This window comes from Pseudomonas sp. VI4.1 (assembly GCF_002029345.1).
Lineage (GTDB): Bacteria > Pseudomonadota > Gammaproteobacteria > Pseudomonadales > Pseudomonadaceae > Aquipseudomonas.
In genome coordinates this window covers 31,573-47,018 of the sequence record NZ_MULM01000162.1, presented here as the reverse complement: position 1 = coordinate 47,018, position 15,446 = coordinate 31,573, and the positions used below count along the sequence as shown (strand labels likewise).

Below are 15,446 nucleotides of genomic sequence, written 5' to 3'. Positions count from 1 at the left end.
ATGCCGCAAAGCAGAGTTTTCACTCGCCTTGCGAGCAAATATTCACGGCCAGTTCACAAAGTGCAGTCAGCTACGAACAACCCCGAGCGAACGCTTCGGAAACAACGCCTAAATTAGCCATGATGCGTGACCTCCCCCTTCGGAGCTCACGGTAAATGCCAACCCGCTGCGGATTCTGCGCGCGGCAGCACCCGAATTATCAGGGATACGTGTAGGGTGGAGATGCACAACCGCTGGACTGTGTAGCATTAGGCTTTATCAAGACGCTTCATCTCGTCCACAGCCGCCGGTTGATTCCTCCTCCTGACTGAGTGCTTAAGTAGCCACAGCAAGCAGGACGCGTACGTCGCGATGAAGGCCCACATTGGCCGGACTTCGCTGGACACGGGAATGGCCAACCATTCCCGACGCACCTGACACCGACCGTGAGAAGTCGTGTGTGCCGAACGCCGTTTCCGGCAGCCCGGAAACCGACGGTACTACATGAAAAGAATGCTGATTAACGCAACCCAACCCGAAGAGTTGCGTGTTGCACTGGTAGATGGCCAGCGCCTCTACGACCTGGACATCGAATCCGGTGCACGCGAGCAGAAAAAGGCCAACATCTATAAAGGCCGGATTACTCGCATCGAACCAAGCCTCGAGGCTGCCTTTGTCGATTTCGGCTCTGAGCGCCATGGCTTCCTGCCCCTCAAAGAAATCTCCCGCGAATATTTCAAGAAAGCCCCCGAAGGCCGCGTCAACATCAAGGACGTCCTGAGCGAAGGCCAGGAAGTCATCGTTCAGGTCGAAAAAGAAGAACGTGGCAACAAGGGCGCCGCCCTGACCACCTTCATCAGCCTGGCCGGTCGTTACCTGGTGTTGATGCCGAACAACCCGCGTGCGGGCGGTATCTCCCGTCGCATCGAAGGTGAAGAGCGCAACGAACTGCGTGAAGCCCTGAACGGCCTGGTTGCCCCGGCCGACATGGGTCTGATCGTGCGCACTGCCGGCCTGGGCCGCAGCAGCGAAGAAATGCAGTGGGACCTCGATTACCTGCTGCAACTGTGGACCGCTATCAAAGAAGCTTCGCTGGATCGTTCCGCGCCGTTCCTGATCTACCAGGAAAGCAACGTGATCATCCGCGCGATCCGCGATTACCTGCGCCAGGACATCGGCGAAGTGCTGATCGACAGCGTTGAAGCCCAGGACGAAGCCCTGACCTTCATTCGCCAGGTGATGCCGCAGTACGCCAGCAAGATCAAGCTGTACGAAGACAGCGTGCCGCTGTTCAACCGCTTCCAGATCGAAAGCCAGATCGAGACCGCCTTCCAGCGCGTCGTCGAACTGCCTTCCGGCGGCTCCATCGTGATCGATCCGACCGAAGCCCTGGTGTCCATCGACATCAACTCGGCGCGCGCCACCAAAGGCAGCGACATCGAAGAAACCGCGCTGCAGACCAACCTTGAAGCCGCCGAAGAAATCGCCCGTCAGTTGCGCTTGCGTGACATCGGCGGCCTGATCGTCATCGACTTCATCGACATGACCCCGGCCAAGAATCAGCGCGCCGTGGAAGAGAAAGTCCGCGAATGCCTCGAAGCCGACCGCGCTCGTGTACAAGTCGGCCGTATCTCGCGCTTCGGCCTGCTGGAAATGTCCCGTCAGCGCCTGCGTCCATCCCTGGGCGAAAGCAGCGGCATCGTTTGCCCGCGTTGCAACGGCACCGGCATCATCCGTGACGTCGAATCGCTGTCGCTGGCGATCCTGCGCCTGATCGAAGAAGAAGCCCTGAAAGACCGCACTGCCGAAGTCCGCGCCCAGGTGCCGATTCCGGTCGCTGCGTTCCTGCTCAACGAGAAACGCAACTCGATCACCAAGATCGAACTGCGCACCCGTGCCCGCATCGTCATTCTGCCGAACGATCACCTCGAAACGCCGCACTTCGAAGTGCAGCGTCTGCGCGATGACAGCCCGGAAGCCGCGGTCGGCCAGTCCAGCTACGAGATCGCTGCTGCCGCTGCCGAAGTCGAAGAAGTCCAGCCAGCCGCCGCGACCCGCACCCTGGTCCGCCAGGAAGCCGCGGTGAAGACTGCACCGGCCCGCGCCAACGCTCCGGTTCCTGTCGAAGTCGTCGCTGCCGCCCCCGTTGCCCCACCGGTCGCCGCGCCAGAGCCCAGCCTGTTCAAAGGCCTGGTGAAGTCGCTGGTCAGCCTGTTCGCGACCAAGCAAGAGCCAGCCGCCCCGGTTGTGGTTGAAAAACCAGCGACCACCGAGCGTCCGGCCCGCAACGAAGAGCGTCGCAACGGTCGTCAGCAAAGCCGCAACCGTAACGGTCGCCGCGACGAAGAACGCAAACCGCGCGAGGAACGCGCACCGCGTGAAGAACGCGCTCCACGTGAGCCACGCGAAGAGCGTCAGCCACGCGAAGCCCGCGAAGAGACCACCACGCCAGTAGTGCTCGCGAAGAACGCGCACCACGCGCGCCTCGTGAAGAACGCGCACCGCGTGCTCCTCGCGAAGATCGCAAGCCCCGTGGCGACCGTGAAGAGCGGGTTCGTGAACTGCGTGAGCCGCTGGATGCCATCGCTCCGGCTCCAGCTCCGGCTCCGGCTCCGGCCGCCGCCGCTGCCGCTACCGCCGAAGAACGTCCTGCCCGCCAGCCACGCGAAGAACGTGCTCCACGCCCACCGCGTGAAGAACGTCAACCACGTGCCGAGCAAGCGGCTGCAGCCGTTGCCGAAGAAGAGCTGACCGGCAACGAAGAGCAACTGCAGGAAGACGGTCAGGAAGGCGCCGAAGGCGATCGTCCACGCCGCCGCTCCCGTGGCCAGCGTCGTCGCAGCAACCGCCGCGAGCGTCAACGCGATGCCAATGGCAACGTGATCGAAGGGTCGGATGAGTCCGAGTCCGCCGACGGCGAAGCCAGCGAAACCCGCGAAGCACCAAGCGCTGCCGATCTGGCCGCCGGCCTGGCGGTTACCGCAGCCGTTGCCAGCAGCGTGATCAGCGCGCCAGCCGAGGCCCAGGCCAACGAGCAAGCCGAACGCGCCACTGCCGCCAACCTGGACACGGCTCCAGTGGAAGCGCCGGCCGTTGAAGCGACCACGCCGGTCGAAGTCACTGCATCCCCGGAAATCGAAGTCGCGCCGACGCCTGAAACCCAGCCTGAAGTTGAAGCTGTGGCTGTGGCTGAGCCGGCAATCGTCGCCGAAGCGCCAGCCGTGGTAGCAGAGCCGGCGGCTGAAACAGTCGCCGAAACCGTGACCGAAACCGTTCGTGAAGTTCGCGAAGAGCAGACCGCATTCAATTGGGTTGCCGAGCCAACTGCCACCGAAGCGCCAGAAGCTGAAGCCATGGTGTCCGAGCCAGTGGTAGCCGCCGCCGAACCTGCAGCGGTAGTCGAAGCTGTACCGGTGGCCGAAGCTGCACCGGTAGTCGAATCCGCATCGGTTGTCGCCGAAGTGGCGGCACCTGAAGTCGAAGCTGCGCCTGTCAGCGCCCTGACGCCAAGCGGCCGTGCGCCGAACGACCCACGTGAAGTGCGTCGTCGCAAGCGTGAAGCCGAGCGTCTGCAGAAGGAAGCCGAACTGGCGGCCGCTGCGGCACCGGTTGTGGCTGAAGTGGTCGAGGCAGCTCCTGCCCCGGCTACCGAAGTCGCCGCCGAGCCGGTTGACTCCGCGATCGACGAAGCGCCGCGCTCCGTTCAGGAAGCGGTAGAGCAACGCGAGCAAGCCCTGGAAAAAGAGCACGAGCCTAAACCTCTCGTCTGATTCCATCGGCCACTAAAAAGCCCCGCCTGGTGATCCAGGCGGGGCTTTTTTTTATGTCTGTGGTATAGCAGGTGGACCGCGTTATCGTTCTTCGCTGGCACGCCAGCTCCTACAGGGGATTGTGTCGTTCACATGTCCTGCATACGGCGCAACCCCCTGTAGGAGCTGGCTTGTCGGATCGCCTCACCGCAGCGAAAGCGGTCTTTCAGGCGAAGACCAACGCCTCAGGCACATCCACATCCCACAACACCCCGGGATCATCCACCGCGACTTCAACCACACGCGCTTGCGCAAACAACGGCTTGGCGCCTTGATCACCCGATAACGCCATCAACCCCGGCCCAAACGTGCGCCCGAACCCCACCGGATGCCCATACGCACCGTCCTGCACCGGCACACTGACCGAATCGTCCGCAATCCCCGCCACCACCCGCTCAATACTCGACGCCAGGATAAACGGCATGTCGCCCAACACTATCAACCAGCCACCCAGCTGCGGACACGCCGCCACCCCGGCCGCAATGCTATCGCCCATGCCGGTCGACTCGATCAGCACAATCTCGCAACCATAAGCCTGGGCCATGCGAATCACTTGCGGGCGGTCAACGGTCGTCACCAGGACGCGCTTCTCAAGGTTGGCCGGCAAATTCACCAGCACCTGTTCGATCACCGAATGAACAGCGCCATCGCGCCCGGCACAATCGGCCAACAACTTGTCCTTCCCGGCACCCGCCACCTCGCGGAAACGGCTGCCCTGCCCTGCCGCCAACACGATGACGCCGATGGGTTCGCTCATACGTCCTCCTGCAACGGCCTCATCTGCTTCAGCTCGACACCGTTCTTGATCGCGACAATTTCGGCCAGCAGCGACAAGGCGATTTCCGCCGGGCTATGGCTGCCGATGTGCAAACCGATCGGGCCGTGCAGCCGCTCGATGGCCTGATCCGACAAGCCTAGCTGAACCAGGTTGTCCCGGCGCTTGCGGCTGTTGACCCGGGAACCCAGTGCACCGACATAAAAGGCCCTGGAGTCCAGGGCGGTGAGCAACGCCATGTCGTCCAGGCGCGGATCGTGGGTCAGGGCAACGATGGCGGTGCGTTCGTCGGTCTGGATGTTCAGCACCGCTTCGTCTGGCATTCCCGAGACGAAGCGCCCGTGCTGCTCCTCCCAGCCGTAGACGAACTCGGTGCGTGGATCGCAGATCAGCACTTCGAAATCCAGCAGCCGCGCCATCTCGGCGACGTAACGGGACAATTGCCCCGCGCCAATCAGCAACAACCGCCAACGCGGACCATAGATGGCGCGCAAGGTCTTGCCGTCAAACGTCAGCCCGTCGGTCTTGCTGGCCGGTTGCAAAACCACTGCACCGGTCGCGATATCCAGCTCCCGCGCCACGATTTCATGGGCCTCGCAACGTGTCAGCAGCTCGGCCACCCAGCCCGGATCAGCGACACGCTCCTCGGTCAGGCGCAGCGTGCCGCCGCAGGGCAAACCGAATCGCGCGGCCTCCTCACGGGTGACGCCATAGGTGATCAGCTGTACCGGCGGCCCATTGGCCGGAATCCGCCCATCGTGCAGCCGGGCAATCAGATCATCCTCGACACAGCCACCGGACACCGAGCCGATGACCACCCCGTCTTCACGCAAGGCCAGCATGGCGCCAGGCGCCCGGGGCGCGGTGCCCCAGGTCTGGACCACGCTGTACAACACCACCCGCTGGCCGGCGCGACGCCACTGCAGCACACTGCGCAAAACATTCAGATCGACGCTGTCCATCAGGCCTCGGCCTTCTGCCAACCCTGCAACTGGTAACGCACCGGCAGATCGCGGATGCGTTTGCCGGTAGCGGCAAAGATCGCGTTGCACAGCGCCGGCGCAATCGGCGGCACACCTGGCTCGCCGACACCGCCCAACGGCACATCGCCCGGCGGCGTCACCAGATGCACCGCGACGTCCTTCGGTGCCAGGGACATGCGCGCCACTTCGTACATGTGGAAGTTGTCCTGCTGGACCTTGCCGTCCTTGAAGCTGATTTCGCCCAGCACCGCATTGCCCAGGCCCATCACGCAGGCGCCTTCGAACTGCGCGCGAATCCGTTCAGGGTTGATCTGCGGCCCGCAATCCACCGCAATGTCCGCCTTGTGCACGATCAAGGTGCCGTCGTCTTTGACTTCGACCTCGATCACCGCGGCCACGTAGGTGACGAAGCTGTAATGCACCGCCAGGCCCAGGCCTCGGCCCTTGGGCATTTCACGGCCCCAACCGGCGGCTTTGGCCGCGGTTTCCAGCACCGTGCGCATCCGCCCGGTGTCGATCGGATAACGCTCGGGCGATTCGCCGTAGTTCCATTCTTCACTCAGTGTGCGCGGATCGATCTGCCGGTCCGGGCCGAGCAATTTGATCTGGTATTTGAGCGGGTCTTGCCCGGCCTTGTGCGCCATCTCATCGACAAAGCTCTGAATCGCAAAGCCGTGGGGGATGTTCGACACCGAACGGTACCAGCCGACCCGGGTGTGGATCGCCGCTTCGGGGTTTTCCAGGCGTACGTTGGGAATCGCATACGCCATGTTGGTGAACCCCATGCCCAACTCGAAGGCCGCTTCGTGGTTCATACCCGGCGCGAACAGTGCAGTGATACTCGGCGCGACTGTGCGGTGCAGCCAGGCGGACGGCAGGCCGTCCTTGTTGAGGCTGGCCTTCAAGTATTCGGCCGACACCGTGTGGAAATAGGAACAATGGATGTCGTCTTCCCGGGTCCATTGCACCCGCACCGCCTTACCGGGGAATTCCCTGGCGAGTATCGCCGCTTCGATGATGAAGTCCGGTTTGGACTTGCGACCAAAACCGCCGCCCAACAACGTCACGTTGATGGTGACGTTATCGAATGGAATGCCCAGGCGTTCGCCGATGCGCTCGCGGGTGACTTGCGGCGCCTGGCTCGGTGCCCAGGCTTCACACAGGCCGTCCTTGAAGCGCGCGATGGCGACCATCGGTTCCATTGGCGCCTGTGTCAGGTGCGGCAAGTAATAGGACGCTTCCAGGGTGCTGTCGGCGCTGGCCATGGCCTCCTCGATGTTGCCGGTATTGCGCACCACTTTGCCGGACTTGAGGGACGCGGCCTCCAGTTCCTTGCGGTAGGCGATCGAGTCGTAACTGGCATGAGGACCGTCATCCCACTCGATTTTCAGCGCATCGCGGCCCTTGATCGCCGCCCAGGTATTGCTGGCGACCACCGCCACCCCGCCCAGCGGTTGAAACTCCAGCGGCAGCGGCCGATCTTCGATCTGAATGACCTTGATCACACCGGGGACTTTCATTGCCGCGCTGGCGTCGAAGGATTTGACCTTGCCGCCATACACCGCAGGTCGGGCAATGGTGGCGAAGAGCATGCCCTCGAAATACACGTCGGCGCCGTAGACCGCGCGACCGTTGACGATATCGTCACCGTCGATCGCCCTGCTGCCTTCCTTGCCGATGTAGCGAAATTCCGACGGTTGCTTGAGCCGCAGACTGTCACGGGCCGGCACCGCCAACGCGCCGGCAGCCGCGGCCAGGGCGCCGTAACCCAGTTCGCGACCGGTCGGCTGGTGAAGCACTTTATGCAATTGCGCCCGGCACTCGCTGACCGGCACTTTCCACTGCTGCGCGGCGGCCTGTTCGAGCATGGTCCGCGCGGCCGCACCGCAGCGACGCATCGGCTCGAACCAGTGGCGCATGCTGCGCGAACCGTCGGTGTCCTGGTTGCCGAAGCGTACTTCGTCGCCAGGCGCCTGTTGCACTTTCATCATTGCCCAGTCAGCTTCCAATTCATCGGCCACCACCATGGTCAGGCTGGTGCGCACACCCTGGCCCATTTCCGAGCGGTTGCAGACCACGGTCACGGTGCCGTCAGCAGCGATGCTGATGTACACCTTCGGATCATCGATCCAGCCGTGGGGCATGCCGTCGGCGCCGAATTTCTTCTGCTTTTCTTCGGCGAAAGCGTCTTGCCAACCCCAACTGGCCACCAGCACCAATGCGCCGGACGCACCGACACCTTTGAGAAAGCCACGGCGACTGAGGTTGCTCAGGGCAAAGTCATTGGGTAACCGGCTCATGCCTTGGCCTCCTTCAGGTGAGTGGATGCCTGACGGATGGCGGTCTTGATGCGGTTGTAAGTGCCGCAACGGCAAATGTTGCCGACCATCGCCTCTTCGATCTGTGCGTCGCTGGGATTTGGATTGGTCTTGAGCAAGGCGGTGGCGGACATGATCTGCCCGCCCTGGCAATAACCGCACTGGGCCACAGCGGTGTCGAGCCAGGCTTGCTGGACGATTTTTCCAACCGGGTCGTTATGCAATTCGTCGATGGTGGTGACGTTTTGCCCGTTCGCTGAACTGAGAGGCGTGATGCACGCCCGAGCCGGTTGACCGTCAATATGAATCGTACAGGCACCGCACAGTCCCATTCCGCAGCCGAACTTTGTTCCCGGATGGCCGCCTGCCACATCGCGAATGGCCCAGAGCAGCGGCATCTCGTCAGGAACGTCCATTTTGTAAGGTTGACCGTTGAGTATCAGGGTATTCATGGGCACGCCCGCATAGTTATGGAGGTTATGGGGTCGAGCAATCTGCCGCCATGAGGGATGGCGGTTGGCATCACGCAGATCGACTCAGGCTAATGGGGCTCTCTTATGCGGACGGCAGCGTCTGCATCGGGCCTTTGGTGGAGCAAATGCTTGCATCGTCAGGTGGCTGGGTTAACTCGGCATTAACAAAAAAGCCCTGCACAGTTAAAGGTGTGCAGGGCTTTGGAATCATCCACTAAAGCGTAGCTTCAATAACGATTGGGCTCCATTTCCAACTCAACGTGAAAACGTTCTGAAATGTCTTTCTGGATGCGCTGCGCCAGATGCAGCAATTGCAGACCGGTGGCGCTGCCGTAGTTGACCAGCACCAGCGCCTGCAGCTTATGCACGCCGGCGTCGGCATCGCGATAACCTTTCCATCCCGCGCGCTCGATCAGCCAGCCCGCCGCCAGCTTCATTTGCCCGTCGGGTTGCGCGTAGGCCACCAGGTCCGGGAATTCACCCTTCAACTGCGCCACGAGTGCTGCGGACACCAAGGGATTCTTGAAGAAGCTGCCGGCATTGCCGAGCACCGCCGGGTCGGGCAGCTTTTCATTGCGGATGCTGCAAATCGCCTGGCTGACATCGGTAGCGGTCGGCTGATCGATACCCTGCTCGGTCAGGCGCTGACGTACCGGGCCGTATTCCAGATGCAGGTGCGCGGCGCGATCGAGGAGGAAACGCACCCGCAGGATCAACCAGCGTCCCGGTTCCTGTTTGAACAGGCTGTCGCGGTAGGCGAAGTTGCATTCTTCCAGGGTGAAGTCGCGCAGCTTGCCAGTCTGGCGATCCAGCGCGGTCAGGCCGGCGAACACATCCTTGATTTCCACGCCGTAGGCGCCGATGTTTTGCATCGGTGCCGCGCCGACGGTGCCGGGAATCAGGCTGAGGTTCTCCAGCCCCGACAAGCCCTGGGCCAGGGTGTGTTGCACGAAGGGATGCCAAGGCTCGCCAGCCTCGGCTTCGATCACGACCTTGCTGCCATCGTCGCTCAGGATGCGAATCCCGCGGGTGGCCATGCGCAGCACCAGCGACTGGATATCGGCGGTCAGCAGCAGGTTGCTGCCACCGCCAATCACCAGCAATGGCACTTGATGTTGCGCCGCATAGGCCAGGGCTTCGCGCACGTCGGCGTCGCTGTGGGCCTCGGCGAACAACCGGGCCTGGACGTCCACCCCGAAAGTATTGAACGGTTTCAGCGAAACGCCGGGCTGTACCTGCAAACTCATAACCGCCCCTTCAATTCGATCACCAGCCGATCACTGGCGCGCTCGATCAGGTCCAGCACTTGCTCAAAGCCCTGGTCGCCGTCGTAATACGGATCGGGGACTTCGTCGATTTCCGACTCGTAGCGGCGCAGGAACAGGTCCAGCTCGGCCTTGCCCTTGGCCGGTTGCAGGGCCTTGAGGTAGCGCAGGTTGCTGTTGTCCATCGCCAGGATCAGGTCGTAGCTGGCGAAATCGGCACGGCTCACTTGCTGGGCGCGCTGGGCGGACAGGTCGTAACCGCGCAACCTGGCCGCAGCCTGGCTGCGCTTGTCCGGGGCCTTGCCGACGTGCCAGTCGCCAGTGCCGGCGGAGGCGACTTCGATGTGATCGGCCAGCCCCGCTTCGCGCAATTTATGGCGCAGCACCCCTTCCGCCGTGGGAGAACGGCAGATATTGCCCAGACAGACGAACAGGACCCGCATCAGGCCTCCAGCAGGCGACGAACGCGCTCGAGGTCTTCAACGGTGTCGACGCCGGTGGGCGGTGCGATCAGTGCGTCGGCGACGTGAATCCGCACGCCGTGCCACAGGGCACGCAGCTGTTCCAGGGATTCGGTGTTTTCCAGCCAGCACGGGCCCCAGCCGACAAAGTCATGCAGGAAACCGGCGCGGTAGGCATAGATGCCGATATGGCGGCGGTACGGCACGCCTTCCGGCAGTTGCTCGCGGCTCTTGGCGAAGGCATCACGGGCCCACGGCAAGGTCGCGCGGCTGAAGGTCAGCGCCAGGCCGTTGAGGTCGCTGACGACCTTGACCACGTTGGGATTGAACAGGGTTTCCACGTCTTCGATCGGCTCGGCCAGGGTGGCCATGCGCGCTTCGGTGTGGGCCGCCAGGTTGGCGGCGACCTGATCGATCACGCTCGGCGGGATCAACGGTTCGTCACCCTGGACGTTGACCACGATTGCATCGGGCGCCAGGCCCAATTTCGCGGCGACTTCGGCCAGGCGATCGGTGCCGGAATTGTGGTCTTCACGGGTCAGCACCACCTCGGCGCCAAAGCCCTTGCAGGCCTCGACAATGCGCGCGTCGTCAGTGGCGACCACCACGCGCTCGGCGCTGCTTTTGCTGGCCTGTTCCCAGACGTGCTGGATCATCGGCTTGCCGGCGATCATCAGCAACGGCTTGCCCGGCAAGCGGGTGGAGGCGTAACGCGACGGGATGACAACGGTAAAGGCTGTGGTCATTTATCCAGGCGCTCGTCGGTGGTCAGGGTGCGGGCTTCGGTTTCGAGCATCACCGGAATGCCGTCACGAATCGGGTACGCCAGACCTGCGCCCTTGCTGATCAGCTCGGTCTTGTCGGCACTGAGCTTGAGCGGGCCTTTGCAGACCGGGCAAGCGAGGATATCGAGCAATTTGGTGTCCATGAGCATTCCCTGGAGAAAAACGGATTAAGGCAAAAGACGAGCCGGCAACAGGCGCATCAACTGCGTATCGAACCAGGCCACGAAGGCCGGCGATGGCGCAGCATCGACCGCCAGGTACCACCAATCGGCGGCGGCGAAGGCACGGCACTTCACCGCGTCCTTTTCGGTCATCACCAATGGCAATGACGGCGTGAAATTCAAGGCCTGGACGCTGTATTCGGCGTGGTCGGCAAATGCATGGGGTACGGGCTGCCAGTGTAGCGTTTCGAGGGTCGTGAAGAAACGCTGCGGATTGCCGATCCCGGCCACCGCGTGCAGGGCCTGGCCGGCGGCAAAGTGGTCGAGGGGACGCCGTTCGCCGCTTTGCAGGTTGACCAGCGCGGTGGGCCGTAGCTGGAAGGCAAAACCACCGTCGCGGTCGGCGGCAGCGCCGTTGTAGAGCACCGCGTCGACGCTGTGCAGGCGCTCGGCGGGTTCGCGCAATGGCCCGGCCGGCAGGCAGCGTTTATTGCCAAGGCCACGGGCGGCGTCGATCAGCACCAGTTCCAGGTCGCGGGCCAGGCGATAATGCTGCAGGCCGTCGTCGGACAGGATCAGGTCCAGCGGTTCACTCGCCAGCAAGGCTTTGACCGCGCGGCTGCGGTCCGGATCGATCATCAACGGGACGCCGGTGCGCTGGACGATCAACAAAGGCTCGTCCCCGGCGATTTCGGCGCCCTGCTCTGCTTCGACCCGCCACGGCAGGTGCGGCGGTTTGGCGCCGTATCCGCGGCTGACCACCCCCACCCGCAGACCGCTGCGCTGACAGTGCTGGATCATCCACAGAATCAAGGGCGTCTTGCCGGTGCCGCCGACGGTGATGTTGCCGACCACGATCAGCGGCACCGGTGGCTGATAGATCTCGCCCTCACCCGCCAGGAAGCGCTTGCGCTTGTTGTTGACCACGCGCCGATACAACCACTCCAGCGGCTGCAACAGCTTCAGGGCCGGATGACCCTGGTACCACGCGGCGAGCAAGCGATCGGACATGGCCATCAGGGCGCGGGCGGCGCCGCTTCGACAGTGGTCATGCGCAGGTGACTGAAGCCGAGTTTGCCGGCGGCGTCCATGGCGGTGATGACGGCCTGATGCTGGGTCTTGCCGTCGGCGCTGATGGACAGCGGCAGGTTGGTGTCACCGCTGGATTCTTTCTGCAGCGCGTCCATCAGCGTTGCCAGGTCGTTCTTCGGCAAGATCCGGTTGTTCACCGAGAACACGCCCTCGGCACTGATCGCGACGTCCAGGTGCTTGGCCTGCTGGTCTTCGGCAGGCGCACCGCTGACCGCTTCCGGCAGATCGACGCGCAACTGGGTTTCACGGGTAAAGGTGGTGGTCACGACGAAAAACAGCAGCAGGATAAACACCACGTCGATCAGCGACGCGAGGTTGATGTCCACGTTCTCCCGTTGCTTGCGGCGGAATTTCACGCTTTTTTGCCCTCGGACAGGTCCACGTCACGGTCACCCTGCACAACCTCGACCAGCTTGATCGCTTCCTGCTCCATGCCCACCACCAGTTCATCGATCCGGCGTTGCAGGAAACGGTGGAAGAACACGGCCGGGATACCGACCATCAGGCCCGCGGCGGTGGTGATCAGTGCTTTGGAAATACCACCCGCCAGCACGGCAGCGTTGGTGCCCATGCCCGTGCCCATGAACGCACTGAAAATATCGATCATGCCCAATACGGTGCCGAGCAAGCCGAGCAACGGGGCCATGGCGGCGATGGTGCCCAAGGCGTTGATGTAGCGTTCGAGTTCGTGAATGACCCGCGCGGCGGCCTCTTCGATGCACTCTTTCATGATCTCGCGACCATGTTTGGAGTTGGCCAGGCCCGCCGCCAGGACCTCACCCAACGGCGAGTTGGCGCGCAGTTCCTTGAGTTTCTCTTTATTGAGTTGCTTGTCCTTGATCCAGACCCAGACCTGCCCGAGCAAATGTTCCGGGGCCACACGACTGGCGCGCAGGGTCCAGAGACGCTCGGCGACGATCGCCATGGCCGCGATGGAACTCAGAATGATCGGCAGCATCATCCAGCCGCCGGATTTGACCAATTCCCACACAGTGACAGTCCCCTCGAAAAAGTGCGCCACTCTAACATAGGGGCTGGGCGCACCGTAGACCGGGATATCGCCTCCGGTGGGCTCCATTGACTTGCGATCAGGGTGCAGGCCGCCAGAAACGCCGTTCCTCACGCATTGTCCAGGCCGGCTTGAACTGCCCCAGTTGCAGACGGATGGCACCCTGTTCGGCGCTGTCATGGATCGCCATGCCGCGCTGTCGATAGCGCGCGATCACCGTGGGATGGGGGTGGCCGAAGGCATTGCCCTGACCGCGGGAGATCAGCGCTGCCGCGGGTTGCAACGCGGCAAGCAGCGCCGGCGAAGATGAACTGCGACTGCCGTGATGAGGTGACTGCAACCAATCGGTGGGCACCGCCAGGGGGCTGTCGAGCAGGGCTCGCTCGGCCGCGGTGTCGATGTCACCGGTCAGCAGTAGCCGCTCGCCGTTGGCTTCGATCTGCAACACGCAGGATTTGGGATTGCTTTCCCGGGCTGCTGCCCATTGCCAGAGCGAGAACTGCACACCGTCCCAGGTCCATTGCCGACCGCTCTCGCAGGCCTCGGCTTGCAGCGCTACGGGCAATTCCAAGGGTTCGCCACTGAGTACGCGCTTCACCGGCAGCCCCTTGGCGACAGCCTGCGCCCCGCCGGCGTGATCGGCATGGGCATGGCTGATCAGCATCAAGTCGAGGGCGCTCACCCCCAGTTTGCGCAGCGTCGGCAGCACCACGCGCTCGCCCAGGTCGTTATCGCCGAAGCGTGGCCCGGCGTCATACAGCAGCGTGTGATGACGGGTACGCACCAGGATGGCCAGCCCCTGGCCGACATCGAGTTGCCAGATTTCGGCCGTGCCCTCCGGCAGCAGTTGCCGGGGTGGAAACACCAGCAACAGCAGCATCGGCCAACCCGGCAGGCGCAGGGGCACCCCGCGAGGCATCAACAACAGCAAGGCCCCGAGTGCGCCCAGGGCCCCTATCCACCACGGTACCGCCGCCGGCACCCACGCGGGGAAACGCCCGGCCATCAGTGCAAGGCCCCTGAACAATAGATCGATCAAGCCACCCGCCAGCCACAGCAACCCTTCGCCCACAAAAGGAATGGGCAACAGCAGCGTCCCCAGCAACGCTGGCGGCAGCACCACCAGACTGATCCAGGGCACGGCGAGCAGATTGACCAGTGGCCCGCTGAGACTGATCGGCAAGCCCAGTACCAGCAATATCGGGCCCAGGCCGATCGCGATCAGCCACTGGGCGCGAGTCCAGGCGTGCCACCAGCGCCAGGGCCCCAGCCGGCCGCCGAATATGAAGATCAACACGGCTACCGCCGCGAAGGACAACCAGAAACCCGGTTGCAGACTCGCCAGCGGGTCCAGCAGCAGAACGCCGTTGAGCGCCAGCAGCAACGGCCACCAGGCACCAAGGTGACGAAAACGCAGCCGCCACAACAGCACCAGGCCGATCATCACGCAGGCCCGCCGCACGGGCACGTCGAAGCCGGCCAGCAAGCCATAACCGAGCGCTGCGGCGAAGGCCAGGCCACAGGCCCATGGCAACCAGGGCAAGCGGGCCGGCCACAGGCCATAACGGGCCAGGCCGGCAATCAGCACGTACACCAGCCCCGCCAGCAAGCCGATGTGCTGCCCGGAAATCACCAGCAAATGCACAGTGCCGGTGTCTTGCAACACCTGCCAATCCTCGCGACTGAGCCCGGCACCATCCCCCAGCACCAAGGCCGTCAGCGCCCCCGTTCGGCCTTGGGCATCCACCGCCTGCAAGCGTTGGCGGATACTGTCGCGCCAGGCCCATCGGGTTTCCTGGAGACGTACGCCATCCTTGACCGTCCCGGTGGCGCCGATGCGCTTCGCCAGCAGCCAGGCGTCGTAATCGAAGGCATGGGGATTGAGCAGCCCGGCAGGACGCTTCAATTTCACCGCCAGGCGCCAGTGTTCGCCGCTGTTGACCGGCGGCCCGCCGTACCAGGCCAGGCGCAACAATGTCGGGACTTTCTCGCGCTCGCGTCGCGAGCGGGCGTCCGCCAACTCGAAACGCACGACCGCCTCGCCGTTCTGGGGCAATCCCACTACCCGCCCTTCTACCCAACGGGTTTCACCGTCCAGATTGATCGGCAGGCGATCATCCAGCGCCCAGTGCGCATTCGCGCACGCCCAACTGAAGCCGAACAGGAAAAAGGCCAATGGATACGTCCTGAACGGCAGCAACATCAAAGCCGCGACCGGCAACGACAGCCAAAACCAGACCGGCGGTAGTACCGGTAAAAAACGCAGGGTCAGCAGACCCAGCGCCAGCGCCATCATCCCTGTGCGCATAAGCCCGTCCTTGAGAGTTCCATCCCTA

General features: G+C 63.3%; 12 protein-coding genes and 1 pseudogene. 1 reads left to right on the top strand and 12 read right to left on the bottom strand.

The genetic code is table 11. The annotated features are described in order from the left end of the window. Positions 1 to 483 precede the first annotated feature (483 nt). Positions 484 to 3,749, top strand: a pseudogene (gene rne / locus BZ163_RS36485) (ribonuclease E). Positions 3,750 to 3,954: 205 nt separating this feature from the next. Here the strand turns inward: rne and BZ163_RS18810 are convergent. From BZ163_RS18810 to BZ163_RS18755, 12 genes are all read right to left on the bottom strand, one after another. Further along, positions 3,955 to 4,545 (bottom strand): NTP transferase domain-containing protein, encoded by a 591-nt coding sequence (locus BZ163_RS18810; RefSeq protein WP_128872159.1) that lies wholly within the window; start codon positions 4,543 to 4,545, stop codon positions 3,955 to 3,957. Next, a complete protein-coding gene (locus BZ163_RS18805; protein ID WP_128872158.1) occupies positions 4,542 to 5,525 on the bottom strand; it encodes an XdhC family protein in 984 nt (327 codons plus the stop codon). The genes BZ163_RS18810 and BZ163_RS18805 overlap by 4 nt, the downstream gene beginning before the upstream one ends. Further along, positions 5,525 to 7,846 carry a xanthine dehydrogenase family protein molybdopterin-binding subunit gene (locus BZ163_RS18800; RefSeq protein WP_128872157.1) on the bottom strand — a complete coding sequence of 774 codons (2,322 nt, stop codon included), beginning with the start codon at positions 7,844 to 7,846 and terminating at the stop codon, positions 5,525 to 5,527. The genes BZ163_RS18805 and BZ163_RS18800 overlap by 1 nt, the downstream gene beginning before the upstream one ends. Next, on the bottom strand, positions 7,843 to 8,316 hold the full coding sequence (locus BZ163_RS18795) for a (2Fe-2S)-binding protein (protein ID WP_128872156.1): 474 nt from the start codon (positions 8,314 to 8,316) through the stop codon (positions 7,843 to 7,845). The genes BZ163_RS18800 and BZ163_RS18795 overlap by 4 nt, the downstream gene beginning before the upstream one ends. Before the next feature lie 248 nt (positions 8,317 to 8,564). Beyond that, on the bottom strand, positions 8,565 to 9,584 hold the full coding sequence (gene murB, locus BZ163_RS18790) for a UDP-N-acetylmuramate dehydrogenase (protein WP_128872155.1): 1,020 nt from the start codon (positions 9,582 to 9,584) through the stop codon (positions 8,565 to 8,567). Continuing rightward, positions 9,581 to 10,045 (bottom strand): low molecular weight protein-tyrosine-phosphatase, encoded by a 465-nt coding sequence (locus tag BZ163_RS18785; RefSeq protein ID WP_128872154.1) that lies wholly within the window; start codon positions 10,043 to 10,045, stop codon positions 9,581 to 9,583. The genes murB and BZ163_RS18785 overlap by 4 nt, the downstream gene beginning before the upstream one ends. Next, positions 10,045 to 10,809, bottom strand: coding sequence for a 3-deoxy-manno-octulosonate cytidylyltransferase (kdsB, locus tag BZ163_RS18780; RefSeq protein ID WP_128872153.1), 765 nt, complete (start codon positions 10,807 to 10,809; stop codon positions 10,045 to 10,047). The genes BZ163_RS18785 and kdsB overlap by 1 nt, the downstream gene beginning before the upstream one ends. Continuing rightward, a complete protein-coding gene (locus BZ163_RS18775) occupies positions 10,806 to 10,991 on the bottom strand; it encodes a Trm112 family protein (RefSeq protein ID WP_007945752.1) in 186 nt (61 codons plus the stop codon). Before BZ163_RS18775 ends, kdsB begins: the two co-directional genes overlap by 4 nt. A gap of 24 nt (positions 10,992 to 11,015) precedes the next feature. After that, positions 11,016 to 12,026, bottom strand: coding sequence for a tetraacyldisaccharide 4'-kinase (gene lpxK / locus BZ163_RS18770; RefSeq protein ID WP_128872152.1), 1,011 nt, complete (start codon positions 12,024 to 12,026; stop codon positions 11,016 to 11,018). Next, positions 12,026 to 12,457, bottom strand: coding sequence for a biopolymer transporter ExbD (locus BZ163_RS18765; RefSeq protein WP_128872151.1), 432 nt, complete (start codon positions 12,455 to 12,457; stop codon positions 12,026 to 12,028). The genes lpxK and BZ163_RS18765 overlap by 1 nt, the downstream gene beginning before the upstream one ends. Continuing rightward, positions 12,454 to 13,092, bottom strand: coding sequence for a MotA/TolQ/ExbB proton channel family protein (locus tag BZ163_RS18760; protein WP_168187383.1), 639 nt, complete (start codon positions 13,090 to 13,092; stop codon positions 12,454 to 12,456). The genes BZ163_RS18765 and BZ163_RS18760 overlap by 4 nt, the downstream gene beginning before the upstream one ends. A 97-nt stretch (positions 13,093 to 13,189) precedes the next feature. Further along, complete coding sequence (locus BZ163_RS18755) at positions 13,190 to 15,418, bottom strand: DNA internalization-related competence protein ComEC/Rec2 (protein WP_128872150.1); 2,229 nt, start codon at positions 15,416 to 15,418, stop codon at positions 13,190 to 13,192. Positions 15,419 to 15,446 lie beyond the last annotated feature (28 nt).

What these genes read in the sequence shown, in the direction of transcription:
- BZ163_RS18810 (WP_128872159.1), bottom strand. Translation starts at nt 4,545, where the DNA reads ATGAGCGAACCCATCGGCGTCATCGTGTTGGCGGCAGGGCAGGGCAGC.
- BZ163_RS18805 (WP_128872158.1), bottom strand. Translation starts at nt 5,525, where the DNA reads ATGGACAGCGTCGATCTGAATGTTTTGCGCAGTGTGCTGCAGTGGCGT.
- BZ163_RS18800 (WP_128872157.1), bottom strand. Translation starts at nt 7,846, where the DNA reads ATGAGCCGGTTACCCAATGACTTTGCCCTGAGCAACCTCAGTCGCCGT.
- BZ163_RS18795 (WP_128872156.1), bottom strand. Translation starts at nt 8,316, where the DNA reads ATGAATACCCTGATACTCAACGGTCAACCTTACAAAATGGACGTTCCT.
- murB (WP_128872155.1), bottom strand. Translation starts at nt 9,584, where the DNA reads ATGAGTTTGCAGGTACAGCCCGGCGTTTCGCTGAAACCGTTCAATACT.
- BZ163_RS18785 (WP_128872154.1), bottom strand. Translation starts at nt 10,045, where the DNA reads ATGCGGGTCCTGTTCGTCTGTCTGGGCAATATCTGCCGTTCTCCCACG.
- kdsB (WP_128872153.1), bottom strand. Translation starts at nt 10,809, where the DNA reads ATGACCACAGCCTTTACCGTTGTCATCCCGTCGCGTTACGCCTCCACC.
- BZ163_RS18775 (WP_007945752.1), bottom strand. Translation starts at nt 10,991, where the DNA reads ATGGACACCAAATTGCTCGATATCCTCGCTTGCCCGGTCTGCAAAGGC.
- lpxK (WP_128872152.1), bottom strand. Translation starts at nt 12,026, where the DNA reads ATGGCCATGTCCGATCGCTTGCTCGCCGCGTGGTACCAGGGTCATCCG.
- BZ163_RS18755 (WP_128872150.1), bottom strand. Translation starts at nt 15,418, where the DNA reads ATGCGCACAGGGATGATGGCGCTGGCGCTGGGTCTGCTGACCCTGCGT.